Source organism: Bacillus sp. BS3(2021) (genome assembly GCF_021043345.1).
Taxonomy (GTDB): Bacteria; Bacillota; Bacilli; order Bacillales; family Bacillaceae; genus Bacillus; species Bacillus paralicheniformis.
The window spans coordinates 257054-279465 of record NZ_JAJNDM010000006.1 but is presented as its reverse complement, the minus strand read 5'-3'; the positions used below and the strand labels follow the sequence as shown (position 1 = coordinate 279465).

29 protein-coding genes and 1 pseudogene are annotated in these 22412 nt (G+C 47.6%); 15 read left to right on the top strand and 15 right to left on the bottom strand.

What is annotated here, in order from left to right:
* Positions 1–3: 3 nt before the first annotated feature.
* Genes LQ247_RS15635 through nikA form a run of 5 tightly spaced genes read right to left on the bottom strand, consistent with a single transcriptional unit; the run spans position 4 to position 4924 of the window.
* Positions 4–789, bottom strand: a complete 786-nt coding sequence (locus tag LQ247_RS15635) for an ABC transporter ATP-binding protein (RefSeq protein WP_231006242.1) — start codon at positions 787–789, stop codon at positions 4–6.
* Complete coding sequence (locus tag LQ247_RS15630; protein ID WP_075754062.1) at positions 789–1628, bottom strand: ATP-binding cassette domain-containing protein; 840 nt, start codon at positions 1626–1628, stop codon at positions 789–791. Before LQ247_RS15630 ends, LQ247_RS15635 begins: the two co-directional genes overlap by 1 nt.
* A gap of 1 nt (position 1629) precedes the next feature.
* Positions 1630–2460, bottom strand: a complete 831-nt coding sequence (nikC, locus tag LQ247_RS15625) for a nickel transporter permease (protein WP_020452059.1) — start codon at positions 2458–2460, stop codon at positions 1630–1632.
* Positions 2457–3398 carry a nickel ABC transporter permease gene (nikB, locus tag LQ247_RS15620; protein WP_020452058.1) on the bottom strand — a complete coding sequence of 314 codons (942 nt, stop codon included), beginning with the start codon at positions 3396–3398 and terminating at the stop codon, positions 2457–2459. Before nikB ends, nikC begins: the two co-directional genes overlap by 4 nt.
* Positions 3395–4924 (bottom strand): nickel ABC transporter substrate-binding protein, encoded by a 1530-nt coding sequence (gene nikA, locus LQ247_RS15615; RefSeq protein WP_026579342.1) that lies wholly within the window; start codon positions 4922–4924, stop codon positions 3395–3397. The genes nikB and nikA overlap by 4 nt, the downstream gene beginning before the upstream one ends.
* Before the next feature lie 269 nt (positions 4925–5193).
* Here nikA and LQ247_RS15610 point away from each other — a divergent pair, with 269 nt between their 5' ends.
* Complete coding sequence (locus tag LQ247_RS15610) at positions 5194–5406, top strand: hypothetical protein (protein ID WP_023855949.1); 213 nt, start codon at positions 5194–5196, stop codon at positions 5404–5406.
* A 149-nt stretch (positions 5407–5555) separates the two neighbouring features.
* On the opposite strand, the gene LQ247_RS15605 is transcribed toward LQ247_RS15610, so the two are convergent.
* Positions 5556–6182 carry an esterase/lipase family protein gene (locus LQ247_RS15605; protein WP_043054382.1) on the bottom strand — a complete coding sequence of 209 codons (627 nt, stop codon included), beginning with the start codon at positions 6180–6182 and terminating at the stop codon, positions 5556–5558.
* A gap of 556 nt (positions 6183–6738) precedes the next feature.
* Here LQ247_RS15605 and LQ247_RS15600 point away from each other — a divergent pair.
* Both LQ247_RS15600 and LQ247_RS15595 read left to right on the top strand, forming a co-directional pair.
* Positions 6739–7113 carry an antibiotic biosynthesis monooxygenase family protein gene (locus LQ247_RS15600; RefSeq protein ID WP_223254782.1) on the top strand — a complete coding sequence of 125 codons (375 nt, stop codon included), beginning with the start codon at positions 6739–6741 and terminating at the stop codon, positions 7111–7113.
* The gene (locus LQ247_RS15595; RefSeq protein ID WP_023855945.1) at positions 7110–8081 is read left to right on the top strand and encodes a bifunctional GNAT family N-acetyltransferase/GrpB family protein; all 972 of its coding nucleotides are present in this window, start codon (positions 7110–7112) and stop codon (positions 8079–8081) included. Before LQ247_RS15600 ends, LQ247_RS15595 begins: the two co-directional genes overlap by 4 nt.
* Before the next feature lie 14 nt (positions 8082–8095).
* Here LQ247_RS15595 and LQ247_RS15590 read toward each other — a convergent pair whose 3' ends face one another.
* A complete protein-coding gene (locus LQ247_RS15590) occupies positions 8096–8293 on the bottom strand; it encodes a CDGSH iron-sulfur domain-containing protein (protein WP_023855944.1) in 198 nt (65 codons plus the stop codon).
* A 109-nt stretch (positions 8294–8402) separates the two neighbouring features.
* Here LQ247_RS15590 and LQ247_RS15585 point away from each other — a divergent pair, with 109 nt between their 5' ends.
* Together LQ247_RS15585 and LQ247_RS15580 are read left to right on the top strand one after the other, a co-directional pair.
* Positions 8403–8726, top strand: a complete 324-nt coding sequence (locus LQ247_RS15585) for an iron-sulfur cluster biosynthesis family protein (RefSeq protein WP_020452052.1) — start codon at positions 8403–8405, stop codon at positions 8724–8726.
* A 13-nt stretch (positions 8727–8739) separates the two neighbouring features.
* Positions 8740–8979 carry a YqkC family protein gene (locus LQ247_RS15580; RefSeq protein ID WP_003183211.1) on the top strand — a complete coding sequence of 80 codons (240 nt, stop codon included), beginning with the start codon at positions 8740–8742 and terminating at the stop codon, positions 8977–8979.
* Between the two features lie 22 nt (positions 8980–9001).
* On the opposite strand, the gene LQ247_RS15575 is transcribed toward LQ247_RS15580, so the two are convergent.
* A complete protein-coding gene (locus tag LQ247_RS15575) occupies positions 9002–9931 on the bottom strand; it encodes an alpha/beta hydrolase (RefSeq protein WP_231006241.1) in 930 nt (309 codons plus the stop codon).
* 157 nt (positions 9932–10088) lie between these two features.
* Between LQ247_RS15575 and LQ247_RS15570 the strand changes: the two genes are divergently transcribed.
* Entirely contained in the window at positions 10089–10322 is a 234-nt protein-coding gene (locus LQ247_RS15570; protein WP_023855942.1) for a YqkE family protein, read from the top strand.
* Between the two features lie 41 nt (positions 10323–10363).
* Here the strand turns inward: LQ247_RS15570 and LQ247_RS15565 are convergent, their stop codons facing one another.
* From LQ247_RS15565 to mciZ, 4 genes and pseudogenes are all read right to left on the bottom strand, one after another.
* Positions 10364–11284: an aldo/keto reductase gene (locus tag LQ247_RS15565; RefSeq protein ID WP_231006240.1), complete on the bottom strand. Its 921-nt coding sequence runs from the start codon at positions 11282–11284 to the stop codon at positions 10364–10366.
* A gap of 73 nt (positions 11285–11357) precedes the next feature.
* Positions 11358–11705 carry a DoxX family protein gene (locus tag LQ247_RS15560; RefSeq protein ID WP_144498487.1) on the bottom strand — a complete coding sequence of 116 codons (348 nt, stop codon included), beginning with the start codon at positions 11703–11705 and terminating at the stop codon, positions 11358–11360.
* A gap of 5 nt (positions 11706–11710) precedes the next feature.
* The gene (locus LQ247_RS15555) at positions 11711–12316 is read right to left on the bottom strand and encodes a TetR/AcrR family transcriptional regulator (protein WP_231006236.1); all 606 of its coding nucleotides are present in this window, start codon (positions 12314–12316) and stop codon (positions 11711–11713) included.
* Between the two features lie 100 nt (positions 12317–12416).
* Positions 12417–12533 (bottom strand): annotated as a pseudogene (mciZ, locus tag LQ247_RS15550) (Z-ring formation inhibitor MciZ); the annotation flags it as partial.
* A gap of 76 nt (positions 12534–12609) precedes the next feature.
* Here mciZ and LQ247_RS15545 point away from each other — a divergent pair.
* From LQ247_RS15545 to LQ247_RS15535, 3 genes are read left to right on the top strand one after another with little or no spacing between them, the layout of a single operon-like run.
* Positions 12610–13167, top strand: a complete 558-nt coding sequence (locus tag LQ247_RS15545) for an NUDIX hydrolase (protein WP_231006251.1) — start codon at positions 12610–12612, stop codon at positions 13165–13167.
* Positions 13164–14327: a TIGR00375 family protein gene (locus tag LQ247_RS15540; protein ID WP_231006234.1), complete on the top strand. Its 1164-nt coding sequence runs from the start codon at positions 13164–13166 to the stop codon at positions 14325–14327. The genes LQ247_RS15545 and LQ247_RS15540 overlap by 4 nt, the downstream gene beginning before the upstream one ends.
* A 20-nt stretch (positions 14328–14347) precedes the next feature.
* A complete protein-coding gene (locus tag LQ247_RS15535) occupies positions 14348–14800 on the top strand; it encodes a GNAT family N-acetyltransferase (RefSeq protein ID WP_023855935.1) in 453 nt (150 codons plus the stop codon).
* A 272-nt stretch (positions 14801–15072) separates the two neighbouring features.
* Here LQ247_RS15535 and LQ247_RS15530 read toward each other — a convergent pair whose 3' ends face one another.
* From LQ247_RS15530 to LQ247_RS15520, 3 genes are all read right to left on the bottom strand, one after another.
* A complete protein-coding gene (locus LQ247_RS15530) occupies positions 15073–15633 on the bottom strand; it encodes a GNAT family N-acetyltransferase (protein ID WP_231006231.1) in 561 nt (186 codons plus the stop codon).
* 24 nt (positions 15634–15657) lie between these two features.
* Positions 15658–16200 carry a GNAT family N-acetyltransferase gene (locus tag LQ247_RS15525; protein ID WP_043054374.1) on the bottom strand — a complete coding sequence of 181 codons (543 nt, stop codon included), beginning with the start codon at positions 16198–16200 and terminating at the stop codon, positions 15658–15660.
* Between the two features lie 147 nt (positions 16201–16347).
* Complete coding sequence (locus LQ247_RS15520; protein ID WP_231006229.1) at positions 16348–17823, bottom strand: NCS1 family nucleobase:cation symporter-1; 1476 nt, start codon at positions 17821–17823, stop codon at positions 16348–16350.
* 265 nt (positions 17824–18088) lie between these two features.
* Between LQ247_RS15520 and LQ247_RS15515 the strand changes: the two genes are divergently transcribed.
* From LQ247_RS15515 to xerD, 6 genes are all read left to right on the top strand, one after another.
* Positions 18089–18388, top strand: coding sequence for a PTS sugar transporter subunit IIB (locus LQ247_RS15515; protein WP_003183185.1), 300 nt, complete (start codon positions 18089–18091; stop codon positions 18386–18388).
* 18 nt (positions 18389–18406) lie between these two features.
* Positions 18407–19753, top strand: coding sequence for a PTS sugar transporter subunit IIC (locus tag LQ247_RS15510; RefSeq protein WP_023855931.1), 1347 nt, complete (start codon positions 18407–18409; stop codon positions 19751–19753).
* Positions 19754–19865: 112 nt separating this feature from the next.
* Positions 19866–20522, top strand: coding sequence for a stage II sporulation protein M (gene spoIIM, locus LQ247_RS15505; RefSeq protein WP_026579353.1), 657 nt, complete (start codon positions 19866–19868; stop codon positions 20520–20522).
* A 118-nt stretch (positions 20523–20640) separates the two neighbouring features.
* Positions 20641–21090: a ferric iron uptake transcriptional regulator gene (gene fur / locus LQ247_RS15500; protein WP_003183178.1), complete on the top strand. Its 450-nt coding sequence runs from the start codon at positions 20641–20643 to the stop codon at positions 21088–21090.
* 120 nt (positions 21091–21210) lie between these two features.
* Positions 21211–21435 carry a YqzK family protein gene (locus LQ247_RS15495; RefSeq protein WP_023855929.1) on the top strand — a complete coding sequence of 75 codons (225 nt, stop codon included), beginning with the start codon at positions 21211–21213 and terminating at the stop codon, positions 21433–21435.
* Positions 21436–21441: 6 nt separating this feature from the next.
* Positions 21442–22332: a site-specific tyrosine recombinase XerD gene (xerD, locus tag LQ247_RS15490; protein WP_023855928.1), complete on the top strand. Its 891-nt coding sequence runs from the start codon at positions 21442–21444 to the stop codon at positions 22330–22332.
* The last annotated feature ends 80 nt before the right edge of the window (positions 22333–22412 follow it).

Here is a 22412-nt window from a genome sequence, read left to right as displayed (position 1 = left end):
CCCTTAGGATTCAAACACCTGAAGCAGCTTTTTGGCGTATGGGTGCCTTTCGGCAGAAAAAAGCTCTTCTTTTTTAAATTGATCGGCAATCTGCCCGTCTTTCATGACCATGATGCGATGGCTCATAAAGTGGACAGCGGCCAGATCATGGGAAATAAACAAATAGGAAAGCCCCATATCATCCTGCAAATCTTTGAGGAGGTCGAGGATCTTCGCCTGACTGGTGACATCCAGGCTTGCCGTAGGCTCATCAAAGATGATTAAAGACGGGTGAGTGCTGATGGCTCTGGCGATTAAGGCCCTTTGGAGCTGCCCGCCGCTTAATTCATGCGGATAGCGGTCAAGGAGGCTCGAGGGAAGGCCGACCATTGAGAACAGACGCTCAACCGTCAGACGGCGGCTGCCTTGGAAGTCCTTTAAAAATGGCGGTATGTCTTGTTTGGAAACATCAAGCGGCTCCATAACTGAATCGATAATATTGAGCTTTGGATTCAATGATGCGGCTGGGTTTTGAAAAACAGCCTGCAGCTTTCGGCGCAGTCTTCGGGTCTCTTTTTTGTTTATGCCGGGAAGCGGATGTTGATGAAGCCGAATCTCTCCGTGATCGATTTTTTCGAGCAGGAGAAGGCAGCGCGCGAGGGTGCTTTTCCCGCTGCCGCTCTCGCCGGCGAGCCCGAGGCATTCGCCTTTTCGAATGGAGAACGATACATTGTCAACGGCTTTGTGGCCGCAAGCGTAATGTTTTGTCAGATTGCTGACAAAAAGAACGGTTTCTGCTGAATGGGTCATCACGCACCTCCTGTTCCCGCCAGCGCCGCTTCCTTTGTTTCAGGCGCGGCTGTCAGCCTCGGCGGAGGATTTTTCAGCGGCGGGACGGCTGCGAATAAACGTCTTGTACATTCATGTACCGGTTGTCTGATTAAATCAGCGGTTAAGCCGCTTTCGACGATTTCTCCGTTTTGCATGACAGCGGTTTGATCGGCGTACCTTTTGACAAGCCGGAGGTCATGAGTGATAAAAAGGATGGCGCAGTTTGTTTTGGCGCGCATCACGGTGAGCTGTTGCAAGACGTCCGCGGCCGTGATGCTGTCTAAAGCCGTTGTCGGTTCGTCTGCGATGAGAAGCTTCGGGCGGAGCACCATCGCTTGAGCGATCGCGGCCCTTTGGAGCTGCCCGCCGCTCAATTGAAACGGGTAGCTTTCATATACTCTGTTTTCCGGCAGAGAAACCTCCCGAAAAGCGCGGAGAATCGCTTCTCTTCGCTTGTTTTTAGACCAATCGGTATGCGTTTTGACCATTTCGTCAATTTGTTTGCCGATCCGTATAAAAGGGGTGAATGCTCCGTGACAGTCCTGAAAAATACAGGCGATATCCTTTCCGCGCATGCGTCGGAGCGCTTTGCGGCCGGCTTGAAGCATCTGGCGGCCCTCAAATATCACATCTCCGCCGGACACCGTTAGTCCGTCCGGAAGCAGCCCGGCTATGGCCGAAGCGGTCAGGCTTTTTCCGCTGCCGCTTTCCCCGAGCAGCGCGAACCATTCCCCTTCATGGATCGAGAAGGAGGCATTTTTGACAATGGTGTGCTGTCGGGAGCTGATTGATAAGCCCTCAATGGATAACATCGGCATGCTAAGAAACTCCTTTCTTGTGTTTAACGTCAAACCTGTCCCTTAAACGATCACCGTACAGGTTGGACAACAGAACGATGAACATGATCGCAAGACCGGGAATCACCATAAGCTGAGGCGCATGCAAAAAGTAATGTTTTCCGTCATTCAGCATGGCGCCCCATTCCGGGTATGGAGGCTGAGCACCCAGTCCGATATAGGACAGGGCAGCAATCATTAACACCGTTTTTCCGATATCAAGTGTCGCAAGTACGGAAACGTTGCCGAGAACATGGGGCAGCAAGTGCTTTTTTAAAATCGCCCCGGAGCCTAAGCCCGTCAGCTCGGCCAAGGCGATGTAATCTTTTTGTTTTTCCGAAAACACCGTGCTGCGGACCAGCCTTGCATAGCCGACCCATTTGACAGCGACAACGGCTAATATTAAGTTCATCAGACCGGGGCCAAGCAAACCGCTTAAAACAATCGCGACAATATAGTCCGGAAACGCCATGACCGCGTCAACGATTCTCATGATCATCCGATCCAGCCGTCCGCCGAAAAAGCCGGAGACAAGCCCGACGGGAACGCCTATGAAAACGGAGATCAGAATCGCGGCCAAGGCGGTGCCGACCGTCGCTTTCGCACCGGCGATCATTCGGGAAAATATATCTCTGCCCAAATGGTCTGTCCCGAGCCAGTGCTGCAAGCTGATCGGCTGGAGACGGTTGGCCATATCTGTGCGGAGCGGATCGAACGGCAAAAAGAAGGGGACGGTGAACAGCGCCGCGGAAAACAGCAGCACGAACCACAGTCCTGTTTTGGTTCGGAATATAAGTTTGACGTTTTTTCTCATCGGCGTCCAGCCTCCTTTAAGCGAATTTCCGGATTGAGGTACCGATAGGAGAGGTCGACCAAAAGATTGATCAGGACAACCGTGATCCCCATGAAAAGAATGTACCCCTGAATGATCGGATAATCACGCTGAACGATGGCGTCAACGACAAGCTTGCCGACGCCGGGATATGCAAACAGGACTTCAATAATCACCGTGCCGCCGAGCAGGCTGCCGAGGCTGACCCCGAATATCGTGATGACAGGGACAAGACAGTGGCGAAACGCGTGAAAGAAGAAAATTCTCGCCTCGCTGATACCGCGCGCCCTGGCTGATCTGATGAAATCCTGACCAAGGCTTTCGATCAAGCTTGACCGTACAAGGCGGACATAAACGCCGGACATCGCGATCCCGAGCGTGAGAGAGGGGAGAATCAAATGTTTAAACGTTCCGGCTCCCATCGACGGCAGCCAATTCAGCCTGACGGAGAAGAGATCGATCAGTATCAATCCGAGCCAAAAGCTTGGGAGCGCGGCTCCCACTAAAGCGAGCAAGCGGCCGAGATGATCGATCCACCGATCCCGGTATAAAGCGGAAAGCGTTCCGACCGGCACGGCGATCAGCAGCATGACGAGAAGCGATGCGCCGGTCAGAAGCAATGTCGCCGGGAATTTCCGGCTGAGCTCGTCGATGACGGGTTCGTGTGTTGTATAGGATTTTCCCAAATCAAATTGGAAAAAGCGTTTAAACCAGTTCCAATATTGAATATAAACCGGTTTGTCCAAACCGAGCTCCTCTTTGAATGCCTCGATCTGCTCGTCTGTTACCGCTACATCATCTACGCGAAGCATCTGTTTCACCGGATCACCGGGAGCCGCTTTCATAAATACAAAGCTGATAAACGAAAGCAGGAATAAGAATAGAACCAGTTCAAACAGCCGCTTAGCGATCTGCTTCATTTCGTTTTCACATCCAAATCTTTCGTCAGCATATAATACTCACTTTTGCTCGTTTCCCAATTTAATACACCGTCTCGGTATGCCGTGATGTTTTCGGGAGTGACGATAAAAGAGTTCAATGTCTCCTTCTCGATCAATTCAGCTGCTTTTTTAGCAAGGCGGTCCCGCTTCTCTTTGTCGATTGTGCGGTTGAATTCCTCAATCCATTTGATCAAGGTTTGATTTTCGATGCCGCTGTAGTTTAAAGCGCCATTCGGCATATAGGCGGTGTTCAGCAAATAGCCGGCATCGCCTCTGGGCGCGGTCATCGAGCTGTATGTCGCCAAATCCCAATCATCGTTCTTCGCCAAATACTCATCGATATTTTCGACTTGTTGAATCTTAATCGAAATGCCCAGTTCCTTCGCATTTGATTCAAGAATTTGTGCGATTAAAGGCAATTCCGGACGAGACTGATAGGTTAGCAGTGTAAAAGATAAGGCTTGTCCGTCCTTCACGGCTTTGCCGTTTTCAAGCTCGTAGCCGGCTTTTTTCAGCTCAGCTTTTGCCGCTTCCAGTCCGCTCGGCTTTTGAACCGTACCGGCGGAAAACGGGAAATCCGCTAAGAAAGGTCCGTCTGCCGGCTGAGCATGCCCGTTCAAAATGCTTTCAGCGATTTCTTTGCGGTCCAGTAATGCGTCGAAGGCGCGGCGCAGGTGACGGTCAGCGAAATGATCCTTCTTTGTATTGTAGAGAATCTGGTGAACGCGCAAGCTCGGCACCGAATCAACGGTAATCGATGAATCTTTTTGAATTTGGTCAATATCCTCCACGCTCGGTCTGTAAATAATGTCGGCATCTTTTGATTGGAGAGCCATGACGCGGGCGTTTGCGTCTTCATTAAACGAAAATGTGACGTGCTTCAGCTTCGGTTTGCCGTCCCAATAATCGTCATAGCGTTCTAACTCTATTTTATGGCCGGCCTCAAAAGAGGAAACTTGAAAAGGGCCCGTCCCAACGGGCTGTTGAGAAATGTTTGCTGCGCTGACGTCAATGATCGATGTGTTTGGATGAACCAATTCTGAAGGGAATTCGGGAAAAGGCTCCTTTGTTGTAATCGTCAATGTTTGTCCTGCAGCTTTGATTTCTTTAATTTTTAAGGCGTTATTCATCGCTTTGCTCTCGCGTATCGTCCGTTCTAAAGACGCTTTTACCGCTTTGGCATCCGCTTTTTTGCCATTTTGAAACGTCAGATTGTCTTTAAGGGTGAAGACCCATGTTTGTCCGTCTTTACTTTCCCAATCCTTGGCAAGCCAAGGTTCGATGGAAAGGTCAGCGCTGATTTTGACGAGCGTTTCGCTGATGCCGGCGCGGACAGCCGTATAATTGACATCGAGATTCGGGTCAAGGGTTTGACTTGGAATATTGAAAAGAAAGGTGAGTTTCTTCTCATCACCTTTCGCTGAGTCAGCGCCTCCGGCGGAGCAGGAAGCGAGAATGAAGAGAAAAACAATCGGTATGATCATGCGTTTTGCTATGTAAGCCATCGGTTAATACCCCCAAGTAGTAATGATTTCGATTTACCCTCATTATCATAGGGGATATTTCCTTTGTTGTAAAGGAATGTTTGTTCGTGTTTGACGAAAGTGCGTGGACAAATTTTTCGGAGCCCGGCCAGCTTTTCCATATAAAATAGGTCTGCAAAAAAGAAAGCCCGAATAATTTGAAACAAGGGAGTTAATGGAACGATTTACAGGGGAAAAAAATATGCTGTTAATAAGATGTTCAAACAGCAAGTGAAAGGAGCCATAAAGCGATGATGATTACAGTAAAAATACGCCATACCGCTGAAACCGAAGGCACAGACATAGGTGACTTCACTCCTGCTGAACTCGAAAGCATCGTCCAGACGATCAGAAAATACGGAGCTTGGCTTTCACCTGATGCCGACGCAGATGATTATAAATTTACATTCCAAGACGCTAAATACAATCTCGAACAAAGAGTCTTTGAAATCATTGTGGAATAATCATATATCGACGGGGTTGACGGACACTGAATGAACGATCGGAAATGGCGTTTATTTAGAGTCCTTTTTATTTTTGCCGGGCGGGAAGACAGTCCCGATAAATGAGGAGGAGCCTTGAAGAGATTTAGCTCTTCAAGGTTCCTTCACTTTTACTTCCCGTTGACGGTCAAACCGTCTTTAATCAAGGCATTCACTTTGCTGCTGAATAAAAGGCCGACATGGCTTACGCCTGAGATTTGCACATTGTTTGCACCATCAAGTTTGGAGAGGCTGTTTAAGACGATATAGTCGCTTGTGCTGTAAATCGAAGTGTATGAGATTTTGTCATTCGGAGCGATTCCCTGAGGCGCCGTGTTTGTAACCAGCCGGTTAGCACCCCCAAGGGTAACGACATGTCCGACTTTATCTGCTCCGTCCAGATTTTTAATATAATAGAGCGTATTGGCTCCGCCCATGCTGTGGGCGACAATATCGACTTTTGATGCTCCTGTTTGATTCAGCACATGCTTGATGTATTCGGATAATGTCGGCGCATTAATTTTATTATTTCCTGTTTTATCGATAAAGTTGATGGCGTAAAGCTCACTGCTTGTCCAGCCTTGAGATTGTAAATACGATTTAATGCCGATGAAGTTATAATTGGCTCCGCCGATGCCGTGAACCATGACGACCGGATTGTGGGAAGCGGCGGAAGCTGTTGAAGGCCGGCATGAAAATACGGACACAACAGACAGCATGCAAATCAATAGAATAGATAAAAATGAATGGCGACGCATTGTTTCTCCTCCTAAAAAAGTAATAAGTTCACAACAACGACAATTCTATAAAACGAACATATGAAAACGAAGTGTAAAATTATCTATTTTTTACACTCGGAAAAAGAGCAGTATATGAAACGTTTTTTTGCCGCTGGGCGCGCCGGTATCCTATGGGGCAAGGTGAGTGAAGCTTTTTAGGGAGATGGCAAATCGATTTGTGCTGTTGAATTAGAACTAAGAATTTACTCCCATTCATCTACTGACGTATTAAAATGGTAAATTGGGAGCGGGAAACGGTATAATAAGGAAGAATATCCATTGCTTAGTTGCAGAACATTTGTGCCGATGGTCAGGTATAATGTTGAAAGGAGAGGTTAGATTTTGATGAAAACATGGGCATTGAAAACAATGTGCCTGTGCTCTCATGTGCAGTTTTTTTCCGACTGCAAAGCGGTCCGCTGCATATCAACAAAGTGTTGATTGCTTATCAGCGGAAAACGGGATTTTCGTAAAAAAAAGACGTTTCGAATGATGACAGACCGGATCAGGATCAAGTCCTGTTTACCAAAGGGGGATGAACATGATTTCAAAAACGCCGGAGCCGCCGTATTACGCAGTGATTTTCACATCGGTCAGAACGAACGGGGATCATGGCTACAAAGAGACGGCTGCGAACATGCTAAAGCTTGCCGCAGCACAGCCAGGCTTTTTAGGAGCAGAAAGCGCAAGGGACATGAACGGAAAAGGAATAACGGTTTCCTATTGGGAAAGCCTTGAGGCGATTGAAAAATGGAAGTTTCACAGCGAACACCGGCAGGCGAAGGAAAAAGGCCGAACAAAATGGTATTCTGACTTTGCCGTGCGGGTTGCAAAAGTTGAAGCCGCAAGGATTTCGGAGCGGCCCGGCCGGCCCCCGTCAGATGGCACCGGCGGGGAGGAAATGCAATGATTCAATTGTTAAATCATAAAGACCCGCACACGGCCCGCTGCATTGTAAATGTTCAAAGGCCGGCTTATGAAAAAGAAGCGGAGATTATTCAATTTCAGGGCATTCCGCAGCTGAATGAAACAGCTTTTGATGTGATGGATTCCCGTGAAACTTTCATCGGCTGGTTTGAGGGAGGAGAATTAGCCGGAATCGCTTCCTTTATACATACAGCCGAAAAGCTGACGATCTGCAGGCTGGCCGTTCATCCCGTCCATTTTCGAAAAGGGATTGCGATGGCATTGCTTCGTTATCTATTGATGGAGAAGGAAGCCGAAGCGTTTGAAGTGACGACGGGAGCGGAGAATGAACCGGCAAAAGCGCTATATCAGAAATTGGGATTTTCCGAGATTGAGCAGTATGAACCTGAAAAAGGAATTGTTCTTTCAAGACTGACGCTGAATGCGCCGAGAAAGGTTAAAGTCGTCTCCTATCAAGAGGAGTGGAAGGGCGAATTTTTCAAAGAAAAAAAGCAGCTTGAAGCGCTTTTCCAGAATGAAGTCTTGCATATTCACCACATTGGAAGCACGTCAATTCCGGGGATGAGCGCCAAGCCTGTCATTGATATCCTGATCGAAGTAAACGATCTCGGCTCCGCAGCCCGCTTCGAAAAGGGGATGAAAATGCTCGGCTATGAATCGAAGGGGGAAAACGGAATTCCGGGGAGAAGGTTCTTTCAAAAAGGAGGACGGAAGCGTACACACCATGTCCATCTGTATGAAAGCGGGCATCCCGATATCAGGCGGCATCTCGCGTTTCGGGATTATTTAATCTCGCATCCGGAGCGGGCCGAAGAATATGCTGCTCTGAAGATGAAGCTGGCGGAGATGTTTCCGCTTGACATGGCAGGCTATGTTGACGGCAAAAACGGCTGGATAAAAGAGACTGAGCACTTGGCTGAACAATGGGAAAAGGGAGGGGAGGACAGGTAAAGCCCCCTCCTGTTTCAGGCTCTGACACAAGATTCAAACGTTCCTTTGTGGCTTCCGTCACAGTAAGGCATTTTCAGCGATTTTCCGCATCTGCAGAGCGAAAAAGCGGGTTTTTCAGGGAACGGGTTTCCTTCCATATCGATCAGTTCGACGTCTCCCGTGACCCGGAAACCGCCGTTGTCCATCACTTTAATCTGCACTTTTTTAGGCATCATTCCACCTCCGAATCCCTTCATATTTATGCCTGACAGTCGGAAACGATGCGCTTTTTCCCGCTCCTGTGGTACAATGTCCGTAAACGAAATAGAGAAGGATGATATCATGCAGCTTGAAATCACTGCACAGGCAAAACAAGCCATTCAACGGGCAACAGAGCCTTATCCTGATAAAAAGATCCAGCTTCGCTATGATTCCGAGGGCTGCGGATGCGCGGTCAGCGGCGTGCCGGTTCTGTGGCTGACGGACGAATTATCGGGAAGTTGCGAGCCCCTTGAGACAAACGGGCTTCCGATTTATATTCAGTCATCGCAAAAAGTCTTTTTTGATGAAGCGATGACCATCGACTATTATGAGAAAGCGGGTGCCTTGATGCTGAAAAGTCCGGCACAGGTGCTTTCTCCCAGAATGAGTATTTTAGTGAAATAGGGTGGCGTTCGATTTGAATCAAAAGGTAAAATCTTTAAAACAAACCGCTCAAAATAAAACATGGGCGTCCTTTTTACATCAAAATCATCCGTATACACTCCTTCATTGGTCAATCGGAGGGACAGAGTCCGTCAAAAAGGATGTCTGGCTTCTTCAGGATGAAATGACTTTTGAAACAAAGGAATTCGATACAATTGAGACGGCCATCTCTTGGATCGGCGATCATATGAGCGACATTACGGATATTTTGTAGCACAAAAGAAGGCGGACGAGACTTATGCTCGTTCGCCTTCTTTACGCCGATTTGTGATCTCTTGAAGAAAGTCCCGCACCGTGTTTTTGTAGCTGGTTCTGTTTTGGGTATAGCTCATCGCGTGCGCACCTTTTTCAGCGATATAAAGCCTTTTCTCCCCCGGCTTCTTCTCGTAAAGCATTTCGCTCGATTCAGCCGGGATATAGTCGTCTTGTTTGCTGTGAATGAACAGCACCGGTTTTTTGATCTTCCCGACGACGGATAAAGGGGAGACATCACCGATGCGGTAGCCGTCCCGCCATCTCAAAAAGAGGCTGGCAAGCGGCAAAATGAAAGCTCCCGGAAGATGAAAATCTTCTTTCAGCCGGTAAACGAGCTGATCCTCAAATGTGGCAAACGGACAGTCGGCCACGTAAAAATCAGCGTCGGCATCGTCCATTCCCGCGTAAAGAAGCGTCGTGACAGCGCCCATCGATTCGCCGTGAATGCCGATCAGCGCGTGTTCGCCGTGTTTTTCCCGAAGCCAATGGACAACCGTTTTCAAATCGTTTTTTTCATAATATCCGTAGCTCGTTGTTTTTCCGCCGCTTGTGCCGTGCCTCCGGTGGTCATATATGACGGCGTTCCAGCCGAGATCAAGAAACAGATTCATATATTTGATCGAATTCAGCAAATTCATCGTCACCCCGTGGCAGATAATCACGGTGTTTTTCGTTTTGTGCGGATGGACGTAGTATCCTTTAATATTGTAGCCGTAAGAAGAAGGGAGGTTGATTTCTTCTTTCGGGAGAGCGGCAAAAGCTTTTTCGTCATAATGGCCGTCAGCCGTTTCCCGCTCGATAATGTATTCGTCTGTCCGTTTTTTAATGTACATGATTTGATTCGTAAAATAGATTCCGAGCGCGGCAATAAACAGCAAAACCGCCCCGATAGCAGCCAGCCAAATCAACATCTGATGTATTCTTCCTTTCTTAAATGCTTCTCACTTTTATCATACCACACAACGATTGGCATTTGCCGAGAGAGACGGCTCTCCGAGTGACGGCTTGCCTGAACTTTTAGATTCCTGATAAACTATCATCACAAACAGGGAGAACGGAGGACAGGATATGGGAAAGAAAAAACAAGACCCAAATGCCCGGCAGCTGCTGAAAGATGCGCTCGCCGACGATTTGAAAGATAAACTTCAGCAAATGAAGAGCGAATTGAAAGAGGAGGACGAAAAAAGAAAAGAGCGTGAGAAAGAGCGGCTCATCAAGGAAAGACAGGAAAGGGAAAAAAATAAAAGCTTTGAAGAGCTCCTCAACGAAAGCGGAATTGACGACTGGAAGAAGTATAAGTAAGAAAGCCCCGTCTGATCAAGAGACGGGGCTTTCTTATTGCTTTATTCGCGATGTGCAGTGTACACGCCGCGTTTTGTATAAAAGCGGAGTGCTTTGATTTCCTGTTCTGTCAGACCGCGTCCGCCGACAGATTCAACGTTTTCCCGAAGCTGGGATATTTTGCTCGCCCCGGGGATGACCGCGCCGACAGCCGGCTGGGCGAGAATATACTTCATCGCGGTTTCGGTCGCGGATAAATCAGGCGCCGTTTTTTCAATGTCCGCTTTTGTTTTAACGAGTTCATCGTAGGAATACGATAAATAGCCGTTTTTCTTGATCGCGGCGTTTGCATCTGACAGAGGTTTTTCTGTCAGAATCCCTTTTGCCAAAGGTCCTCTTGCAATCACGCTGATTCCATGTTCTTCAAGGAGAGAAAGCCATTCCTCAGGCCGTCTGTCCAACAAGCTGTATTGCATCATGACCGTGACGATGTTTGATTTTTTGATGTATTCCTTAATGACGTTCGGCCGAATTGAAGAAATGCCGTAATGGCGGATGACGCCTTCCTGTTTTAATTCTTCAAAAGCTTCGATCGTTTCGTCGATATTGTCTTCAATCGTGCCGCCGTGCAGCTGATAAAGATCGATGTAGTCGGTTTGCAGCCGCTTTAAGCTGTACTTGACGGCTTCTTTTATGTACGCTTTCCGGGGATCCCAGAACCAGCCCGGTTTTCCTTCCTCCCAGCGGTTTCCTGCTTTTGTCGCAAGGATCACGTCTTGGCGCCTTGATTTGATCGCTTCACCGACAATCTCTTCGTTGCGTCCAAAATCGTACAAGTCGGCAGTATCCAAATAATTGATGCCAAACGCCAAAGCTTCATCCAAAATTGACAGTGCGTGCTTTTTGTCTGTTCCGAGAGACATGCAGCCGAGGCCGACTTCACTCACCTGTAAATCGGAATGTCCGAGCGTCCTTTTTTTCATAAGCTTCACTCCTTTTTTTCTTACTTTGAACGTAATACAAAGGAGCGAAGTTTTCAACCCATCGGCATCGGAATCAGAAGTACAGCTCGAAGATGATCACGCTTAGGGCGCAAATCAAACAAACCGCGGCAGGGATGGCCGTAAAAAAAGGCTGTCGCGCCCGGAATAGGTGGGCATGAATGGCGCCTGTCATAAGCAGGGAGAACAACAGTGCCGAGCCGACAGCCAGATGCACATTCCAAATCCCGGCGATCATGCCGAGCGCTCCGGCGATTTCAAGAAATCCTGTTACTGAAAGAAACCACAGCGGGTATTGATAATGGCGCCAATGTTCCACTTGAAAAGGAACGTGCATCGCCTTGATTACGCCTCCGGTCAGCATAAATGCCGCCAATCCTGCTTTTACGAAAATAAATGCCACCATGTTCACTCCGTTTCTGGATGTTGCGGATTAACGAGCATCCCGTGGATCAAAAGATCCGTGATTTGTTTTGCGAGACTTGAGGGGGCTTTTGATCCGTCAAACAAATAGATATCGGCAAGGTGCTCAATCATGCCTGTCAGGCATTCGGCAACGGTCTCCATTTCCAGGCCGGACCGGAAGTAGCCAAGCTCCTGCTCTGCTTTCAAGTTTTCTTTCAAGGCCAGTGTTAAATCTTTTTTCATTTTGCATGCTTCCGGGCTGAGAAAAAAACCGATGCGGGTCAAATCCGGGTCCTCTGCCAAAAACCGAAATACAGCCTCTACAGCAGCCGTTACCCGTTTTGATACGTGTTTTTTCTCGATTCCTTCTTCTAAACGAAACGATTCGATCAGATTTTTTAAGTTCGCGTGAAAGCCATTGATCAGCTCGTTATAGATGGCGTCTTTGCTTGGAAAGTATAAGTAGAAAGACGGCTGAGTCAGCCCCGCTCTTTTGACAATCGTACTTACTTTCGTCTCATGGAATCCCCGGTTTGCAAATTCGTTTGCAGCAACTGTGAGCAGCCTCTTCCGGCTTTCTTTACCTTTGCGTCCTTTTTCATTTCCCACATCCATCCGCCTCCAAAATAATACTTTCAAGTAATGTTACTGAAAAGTATTATTTCATGCGATCCTTCTTGATGTCAATCAAAATCATTCGATTTTCTTTTTCAGAAAGCCAGTCTTTCACATAGTGATACATTCGTCCGTATTCCTTCAGCTTGGCGCGGATTTCCCATGCTTTCCCCGACATGACGATGCGGTTGTTCAGCCGGTAGACCTTCATGGCGCGTCCCCCTTCCATGGTGTATGATAAAATGTATGGGATCAAAAGCCAGAGCAGAACTTAGGAGATGATCAAACTGAAGCATTTAGAGGAGAAAACCATAGCTAAAGAAAAACTTTTTTCGGGCAAGGTGATCGATCTTTATCTTGAAGACGTCGAACTGCCGAATGGTAAAACGGGAAAGCGCGAAATCGTGAAGCATCCGGGCGCTGTTGCGGTGCTTGCTTTGACTGATAAAGGAAACATCATTTTGGTGAAGCAGTACAGAAAAGCGCTTGAACGGACGATCGTTGAAATACCGGCAGGCAAGCTTGAAAAAGGAGAGAAACCTGAATATACCGCGCTGCGGGAGCTTGAGGAAGAGACGGGATACACGGCGGCAAAGCTGGAGAAAATCACCGCTTTTTACACATCGCCGGGCTTTGCGGACGAATTGGTGCACCTGTATCTTGCCGAAGAGCTGACACCGCTTGAAGAAAAGCGCGAACTTGATGAAGACGAATTTGTAGAAGTAATGGAGGTGCCGCTTACAGGTGCGCTGAAACTGATGGAAACTCAGGACATCTATGATGCGAAAACGGCTTATGCCGTGCAGTATCTGGAGCTGAGAAAGGCCCTGCAAGCAAAAAAATGAAAGAAATATTCGCAGACATGCATATCCATATCGGGCGGACGGAATCAGGCCGGCCCGTTAAGATAACGGCTGCCAGAACGCTTACGCTCGACGAAATTTTGATTGAAGCAAGCGAGCATAAAGGAATGGAACTGATCGGCATTATAGATTGTCATTCACCGGAGGTGCTGGCGGAAATTGAAAAAGGGGTGTCTTCAGGCCGTTATACAGAGCTTGCAGACGGCGGAATCAAATATAAAGATACCGTGCTTCTGTGCGGGTCTGAATTGGAAATCAATGATGACAGATGCCGGGGCCCGATTCATGTGCTGGCATTTATGCCGTCGATCTCCGCAATGAAGCAGTTTTCCGCCTGGCTCTCGGAAAGGGTGACGAATATCCATCTGAGCTCCCAGCGCATCTATGAGACAGGCATCGGCCTTCAGTGGAAGGTGAAAGAGCTCGGCGGCTTGTTCATTCCCGCGCACATTTTTACGCCGCATAAGAGCCTGTATGGCAAAGGAGTCAAATTTTCGCTGCAAGAAGTGCTTGACCCGAAGATGATTGATGCGGTTGAACTCGGGCTGAGCAGCGACACCGATATGGCTTCACACGTATCCGAACTGAATCCCTATGCATTTTTGACCAATTCGGACGCCCATTCTCTTGGGAAAATCGGCAGGGAGTATAATAAGCTACACATTAAACATGCCAGCTTTCAAGAGTTTTCACTTGCTTTAAGAGGACAAGAAGGGCGCTGCATTGCCGCCAATTACGGAATGAATCCGCAGTTGGGCAAATATTTTCAAACCGCTTGTGAAACATGCGGCAATTTGCAGGAGGCAGGTGAAACGGTGTGTAAAGCGTGCGGAAGCCGAAAGTTTACAAAAGGCGTCAGCACACGTCTAATGGAGCTTTACGATCAGGATAAAAGCCCGGTCAAGCGCCCGCCGTACGTTCACCAGGTTCCGCTGCAGCTGATCCCCGGCATCGGTCCGAAAACGATTCAGAAGCTGAAAGATGCTTTCGGCACTGAGATGAATATCCTTCACCGGGTAAAAGAAGGCGAACTAAAAGAAACCATTCGTCCGCAGACGGCTGATCTCGTGATCAAAGCAAGGAACGGGGATTTAGAGCTGAAAGCCGGAGGCGGTGGAACCTATGGAAAAGTGCAGAGCTGAAGGGGGCTTTGGAAAAAGGGATGGAGTGGAAACTAAAATCGTATGAGGAATTGTCGAAGGAAGAGTTGTACCGCATCATCAAGCTTAGAATAGACGTCTTTATCGTTGAACAAAACTGTCCGTATCATGAGCTTGATCACTTAGATGAGCGGGCACACCATTTATTTCTGAGCCAAGAAGGAGAGATCGCTGCGTATTGCAGGCTGTTCCCGAGCGGTACGGCTTACCCGGAGGCATCAATCGGCCGGGTGATCGTCCGTAAAGAGGACAGGGGAAAGGGATATGCGCAGACGCTTCTTGATCAAGCGCTCCGCTTTTTGGAAGACGAGCGGGGGGAGAAAAGGGTCAAGATCAGCGCCCAGAATCATTTGCGTTCCTTTTACGGCTCCTTCGGATTTAAAGCAATATCAGACGTCTATATGGAGGACGGCATTCCGCATGTGGATATGATCAAAACGGCAGAAACCGTATGACTTGCGTTCAGAACCCCGCCTTTCTATAATAATAAGATAAAAATTTGACAGGAGAGTGGGGAACATGGCCAAAAGCAAGGCAAGGAAAAAGCGTGAGCACATGTTGAGAAGCACAGGCAGAGATGCCGCCGCATCAAGAGGCAAGGCGCCTGATTTCAGCACACACGTCAGAAAAACGAAAAGCAGGCGGGAAGAGCTTGCAAAGCTGCATATGAAACATAAACGAAAGAACCCTTATGATTTGCTTCATGAAGATCATAAGGGTTCTTTTTTTAGAAGATGCGCGAATACATGCATGTGTCCCGATGTTCGCTTAAATCATTCGAAAGGTCATCGCTTTGTAAAACGGCTTCCAGCTGAAAGCCGAGGCGCTCAGCCATTTTTTTGCTTTTCGTGTTCATGCTGTCACAGCATATCTCAAGCCGCTTGGCTTTGATGTATCCCCTCGCGAAATCAATCAGTCCGTTAAGCGCTTCGGTCATGTACCCCTGTCCGGCAAATTCAGAACTGCGCCAATAGCCGATTTCAAACCGTTTCGCTTGCCAGTTCATACGGTGAAGGCCTGTGCTGCCGACGAATTTCCCCGTTTCTTTATGGAAAATATGCATCCGTAAATCGTTGCGCAAAATAAAATCGGCCTGTGCCTGCCTGACGTTGATTTCTACATGTTCTTCCTCGGGCATTTCCCTTGCAAACGGCATCCACGGCTTGAGCTCAGGCAACGATTTTCGAATGGCGTCATGGACGGCCGCGCCGTCGCCTGCCCTTGGCGCTCTGACAAAAAGGCGCGGGGTTTCAAAACTGTCCGGAAAATCGAGTAGTATCGGATTCATCCAGGTTCCCTCCAGATATTCTTTCTATTTTCGATTGTGCCATCTTCCCATCACAATCGTGTTGTTATATGTTCCGTCAGAAAGCCGTTTGTCTTTTTTTAAAATCCCTTCTATTTTAAAGCCATGCTTTTGATACAGGGCAGAAGCCCTCTCATTTGTTTCCGACACGCGCAGGGTCATTTTTTGAATGCCTGCGGCATCAGCCCAAACAATCGATTCGTTTAAAAGGCGTTTTCCAATGCCGTATCCCCAAAATTCTTTCAATACGCATACGCCAAACTCCACTTGATGAGAGAAGCGTTTTAAATCCTGTCCGGCACATCTTGAAAAGCCGACAATCCTGTTTCGAGCGACCGCCACTAAAAACAAGCATCGGTCATGTTCGCTGTCTCTTTTGATCAGCTCTCTAAAACCCGCTTCATCAATAAAACCTTCACCCTTTTCCCTGTCCAAATATTCGGTTTCTCCATCGATCTGTACCCTTACAGCAGATAATTCCTTTGCATCTTGTTGGACAGCTGGCCTGACGATGTAGCTCAGCCCTTTACCATCAAAGCGTTTGTTCATGAGATACTCCAATCATTTTTTATATCCATTAGTCTATCACATTCCTTAGCTCGAATTTGTTTAAAATGACTGAATATAACAAAAAATGGATCGCAAATGGCGTTTCGCGGTCCTTGAGCCGGCTCGGCCGTTACCTTGAGCCCGTGCTTATACATTGCTTTCGGCAGCATAGTCAGCGGTTTTATCTCTAAGGACGCCGGGTGGATGGATGCGCATCAAAAAGATGTATGCGGCAAATGCGAGCAGCACACCTGAAAACCATGAAATATCATAGAGGGGTTTCAGGGCCGGCAAGTATGTCCCGATCAAAGACATAAACGCTCCGAGTCCAACTGCGGCAAATGCGCGGTAATTGTAGCCTTTATAGTACGTATACCTCCCGGTTAGAGAGTAGAGATCTTCGATGTTAAGCGTGCGCTTCCGGATGATAAAATAATCGGCAAGCATAACGCCTGCGACCGGCCCCAATATTCCGCCGATTGTGCCGAGAAACGAAAACACGCTCGCTTCATTCTCCATCAGCTTCCATGGGAAAGTGAACAGGGCCAAAACAGCTGTCAAATAGCTGCCTCGCTTAAAATCGATATATTTCGGCAAAAAATTGGCCAGGTCATAGGCTGGCGAGACAATATTCGCTGCAACGTTTACCGAAATGGCGGCGATGCAAAGCGTAATGACCGAAAGCGCGATCACATACGGGTTGTCAAAATGGGCGAGAATATCGACAACATCCCAAATCGGCTCCCCGAAGGCAGCCTGTGAGCCGGAGGTGACGGTAATGCTTGCAAATGCAAACAGAACGAATGTGCCCGGCAAACCGTAAAACTGCCCTCTGATTTGTTCTTTTTGAGAGGCTGCAAACCTCGTAAAATCGGGAATGTTCAAAATGAGTGTCGCCCATATGCCGATAATTCCCGTCACACCGGCAAGAAACGGCCAAATCAATTCGCCGAATGTCTGAAATTTTCCCGGCTGCGAATAAATCGGACCGAGTCCTCCCGCAATATCGACTGCCCACCACACCATTCCGCCAAAGACGAGATAAACGAGCGGGCCGGCCCAGACTTCAAACTTTCTGATCGACTCCATTCCGTGGTGAAGGACAAGCAGATGAATTCCCCAAAAGAAAGCAAATGACAAAAGCCCTGATAAATGCAATCCAAACAAGTTCCAATCGCCGCCGATGTCTTTCCAGCCGCTCCACACATTTAAGATCAGGATGTTAAGCGCCATGCTTCCCGCAAACGCTTGAATGCCGAACCACATAATCGCCACAAAACCTCTGAGAAGCGCCGGAATATTAGCCCCGTATATCCCGAAAGAAGCCCTGATTAACACGGGAAAAGGCACGCCATATTTTGTGCCGGCATGTCCATTCAATGCGAGGGCTGCATAGAGCACGACCGAAGCGACAGCGATAATCCCAAGCACCTGCCACGGAGAAAGCCCGATCGCTATCAGTCCGCCAACCGTTGCGTAAGTCGGGATGTTATGGATGCAGCCCATCCAGATCGATGCGAAATTGACCGCTTTCCATGTGCGTTCCTCAGGCTTTAGAGGCTGCAGGTCGCTGTTTGAGAGTGTACGGTCTGATTGAACTTTTTCATATTGGACAGATTTCATATAATCCCTCCGCTTATTTTTAAGGGAAAATATAACTTATTATTCTGAAAAATTCATTAGATAAACTAAACAAATGTTTCAAGGCGTTTGTTGAGGTTGACTAAACGAGCCGTTTGAAACCGTTATAAAAATATTGATTTTTATGAAACAGTTGTCTATCTCGGTCATAGGATAAAAGACCAGGTTGAAATATTACTCCGCATTGTAATGAAAGCGTTTTCTAATCGGCGGGGAAAAAGGTGAAACTGAAGGGGGTTAACAAATAATGAAGAAAATTTTATTGGTTTGCGCGGCCGGCATGTCAACGAGCCTGCTTGTCAGCAGAATGAAAAAGCATGCCGAGGCGCTGAACGAAGAGGTCGACATCATCGCACTGCCTGTATCCGAAGCCGGGACTGCCGCGTCAAGCGCGGACGTCGTACTGCTGGGGCCGCAAGTCAGGTACCAAAAGTCACAGGTTGAGGCGAGCGCGGGAGACACGCCGGTTCAGGTGATCGACATGCGCGACTACGGCACCATGAACGGCGAAGCTGTGTTGCAAAAAGCGCTGCAGCTGATGAAATAAAAAGGAGGGGAGACAGGGATGAGCGGGTTTATGGAGAAGTTTGAGCGGAACGTGGAACGGTTTTTGGTTCCCGTTGCTGCAAAACTGAACTCACAGCGCCATATATGTGCGATCAGAGATGCTTTTATTCTATCATTTCCGATTATTATGGCAGGGTCGATTATCATTTTATTGAATTTCGCTATTTTATCTCCGGACGGGTTTATCGCCAACATTTTGTTCCTTGAAAAGATATTTCCGAACTTGGCTGATTATCAGTCGGTCTTTACCCCCGTACTGCGGGGATCGCTCGATATTATGTCCATATTTGTCGTGTTTCTCGTTGCACGCAATTTAGCCATCTCAATGAAAGCGGATGAACTGCTTGCCGGATTAACGGCCGTATCCTGTTATTTTATCATTTATTCACCGTACCGCCTGATCGAAAACGAGAGCTTTTTAACGACGAAGTGGCTCGGTGCGCAAGGGCTGTTCGTTGCCTTAATCATCGGGATCCTCGTCGGTGAAGTGTTCAGCAGGCTTTCAAATGCCAAGCGCCTGCAAATTCATATGCCTCCGCAGGTGCCGCCTGCGGTTGCCCGGACATTTAAAGTGCTGTTTCCGATCATCTTCATTACAATTGGTTTTGCGATGTTAAGCTTTGCGCTATTGTCTCTGTCGAAAAACGGTTTGCATGAATTGGTGTATACCGTGCTGCAGGCGCCGTTGAGAGAGATGGGAACGAATATTTTCACTGTTGTTTTCCTTGGAATCGTCGCCAACTTTTTATGGCTGTTCGGCATTCACGGCCCGAATACAATCGCGGCGATCAGAGAAACGATCTTTGCCGAAGCAAACCTTGAAAATCTCGCTTTTGCCGCCAAAACAGGCTCTGCCTGGAACGCTCCGTTTCCTGAAACATGGGCGCTGAATGACGCCTTTGCAAACTACGGGGGATCGGGCATGACGCTGGGGCTTTTGATCGCAATATTCATCGCTTCAAAGCGCCGGGATTATAAAGATATCGGTAAGCTTTCGATCGGGCCGGGGATATTTAACATTAATGAACCTGTTATTTTCGGACTTCCGGTCGTGCTCAATCCAATCTTCATGATTCCCTTTATCATCGTTCCGGCAGTCAACACTGTCATCGGCTACTTGTTCATCAAGTTTCAGCTGATTCCGCCGATCGCATACGCTGTTCCGTGGACAACGCCCGGGCCGTTGATTCCGTTTCTCGGGACAGGAGGAAACTGGCTTGCGCTCGGGGTCGGCTTTCTTTGCCTCGCCATTTCAACAGTGATTTATCTGCCGTTTGTAATGGCTGCCAACAAGACTGTGAATACGGACAGGGAGCATTCTTCGGAAAACAGGGAGGAATCATAACGTGATCAAGGCGCCTTTTACGGGCGCCTGTCTTTTTTCAAAAAAAGTCATGCGGCTCTCTTTTCTCTCATACAATCTATTAAAATCAAAAGCACGTCTGGGAGGAAGATACATGCGGAAGCCCACAATCAAAGAGCTCATCTTTCAACATATGAAGGATCATCTGTCAATCTATTTATTTGTTTCAGTACTGTTTTTAATGGGTGTGATTTTCGGCGCGGTCATCGTCAACAGCATGACGATCGGTCAAAAAGAAGATTTGTTCTACTATTTGAATCGATTTTTTGGACAGCTTTCCGAAGGAAAAGCAGCCAGCTCAAAGGAAATGTTTTTGCAGAGCTTTCTTCATAATATGAAATATTTAGGCTTAATGTGGATTCTCGGGATTTCCATCATCGGCTTGCCCGTTATTTTTATCATGGTCTTCTTAAAAGGGATCGTCGTCGGATTTACAGTCGGCTTTCTCGTCAATCAAATGGGAATCAACGGCTTTTTCCTGTCTTTTGTCTCCGTGCTCCCGCAAAATATGCTGCTGATCCCGGCTTACTTGATCATGGGGACTTGCGCCATCGCCTTTTCGATGAGGCTCATCCGCCAGCTTTTTGTCAAACGCAGCCTTGCAGAAGCGCCTGTCCATTGGTTTGGCCGGTACGCTTTTGTGCTCGTCCTGATTCTCGCGATGTCTCTTATATCCTCTTCCTTTGAAGCATATCTTTCGCCGGTGTTGATGGAAAAGCTGACGGAGTACGTCTTGCCGAAACAGCATTAATTTATAATGATTATTAAAAAATATTCATTTTGTTTCTCAATTTATAATGATTATAGTTGGCTCCCTGCGCTTGTTTTGTTATAATAAGCTAGGTAATGCGGCGTAGGAGGGAAAGTCAATGGAAACACGTATTGATCGGATTAAAAAGCAACTGCATTCTTCCAGCTATAAACTCACCCCTCAGCGCGAGGCTACTGTAAGGGTGCTGCTTGAGAATGAGGAAGACCATTTAAGCGCAGAAGATGTATACCTCCTCGTAAAAGAGAAATCTCCTGAGATTGGTCTTGCGACAGTATATCGGACTCTTGAACTGTTAACTGAATTAAAAGTAGTGGATAAAATCAATTTTGGCGACGGTGTGTCAAGATATGACCTCCGTAAAGAAGGTGCCGCGCATTTCCATCACCACCTTGTTTGCATGGAATGCGGTTCGGTTGTTGAAATTGAAGAAGATTTGCTTGAAGACGTGGAAGAAATCATTGAAAAGGATTGGAAATTTAAAATAAAAGACCACAGGCTGACGTTCCACGGCATCTGTCATGACTGTCAGCAAAAGGAATCGGAATAGTCTAAACCGGAGAGAACCCTTTCAGCCATGAGCGGGTTCTTTTTTGATTCAGACGTATAAAACTTGTCTCATTTGGCATAAGTTTTAGTAATCGAATCAAAAGAAGGGACCTGAAACCGTATGAAAATGCTGAAAACGGCTGCCGATATGATCAAGGTGTTCGTGCTGTTTACCGGTTTTACCGTCTTGTTTTATTATGCTATGATATGGATAAATTCAGAGTATGAAAACTATCATCGGTATGATAAACCTGAAGGAGCAGCCCTCAAGGTCGCCTCGATGGAAGGGGACGAGCAGGGCAGCTGGTTTAACCGGTTAATCTTTTTTTATTTGAACGGGGAGTAGGATAGCGTGAAAGTTCATATTAAAGACTTTATCCACTACGCCGTTGTTGAACGGGGGCTTTCCCACAACACGGTTGTGAGCTATGAACGGGATTTGAACAGCTACGCCGCCTATTTAGAGGAACAGGAGCAGCTGAGCTCTTTTGACCAGGTGACAAGGCTTACCATCATCCAGTTTTTAAAGCATTTAAAAGACGCCGGAAAATCCGGTAAGACGATTGCGAGGCATCTCGCTTCCATCCGCAGCTTTCACCAGTTTCTGCTGAGGGAAAAAGTAACGGCCCAGGACCCGTCCGTCCATATTGAGTCACAAAAAACGGAACGGACGCTCCCGAAGGTGCTGTCATTACAGGAAGTCGAAACGCTTCTCGATACGCCGAAGCTGACGGGGCCGTTCGGCTACCGCGATAAAGCGATGCTGGAATTACTGTATGCGACAGGAATCCGCGTCAGCGAGATGATCGCATTAAAGCTGTCCGATGTCCATTTATCGATGGGCTTTATCCGCTGCTTCGGGAAAGGAAGAAAGGAGCGGATCGTTCCGCTCGGCGAAGCGGCGTCACATGCGGTCGGCGAATATCTGTCAAAAGCGAGGGGAAAGCTTTTGAAAAAAAATTCCGAAGACGCCCTGTTTCTGAATCACCACGGCAGACAGATGAGCCGGCAGGGGTTTTGGAAAAATTTAAAGAAAATCGCCTTGGAAGCGGGAATTAATAAAGAGCTGACGCCGCATACACTGAGGCACTCATTCGCCACACACCTGCTCGAAAACGGAGCCGATCTCCGGGCCGTTCAGGAAATGCTCGGACACGCCGACATTTCGACGACGCAAATTTATACACATGTGACGAAAACAAGGCTGAAAGACGTATATAAGCAATACCATCCCCGTGCATAGCCTAAAAGAACAGGCGAAAGCACGGTTTTTCATGTTGAGTGTGCAGCAAATTGCGGGAAGTTTCTCACTATTCCCGTTCG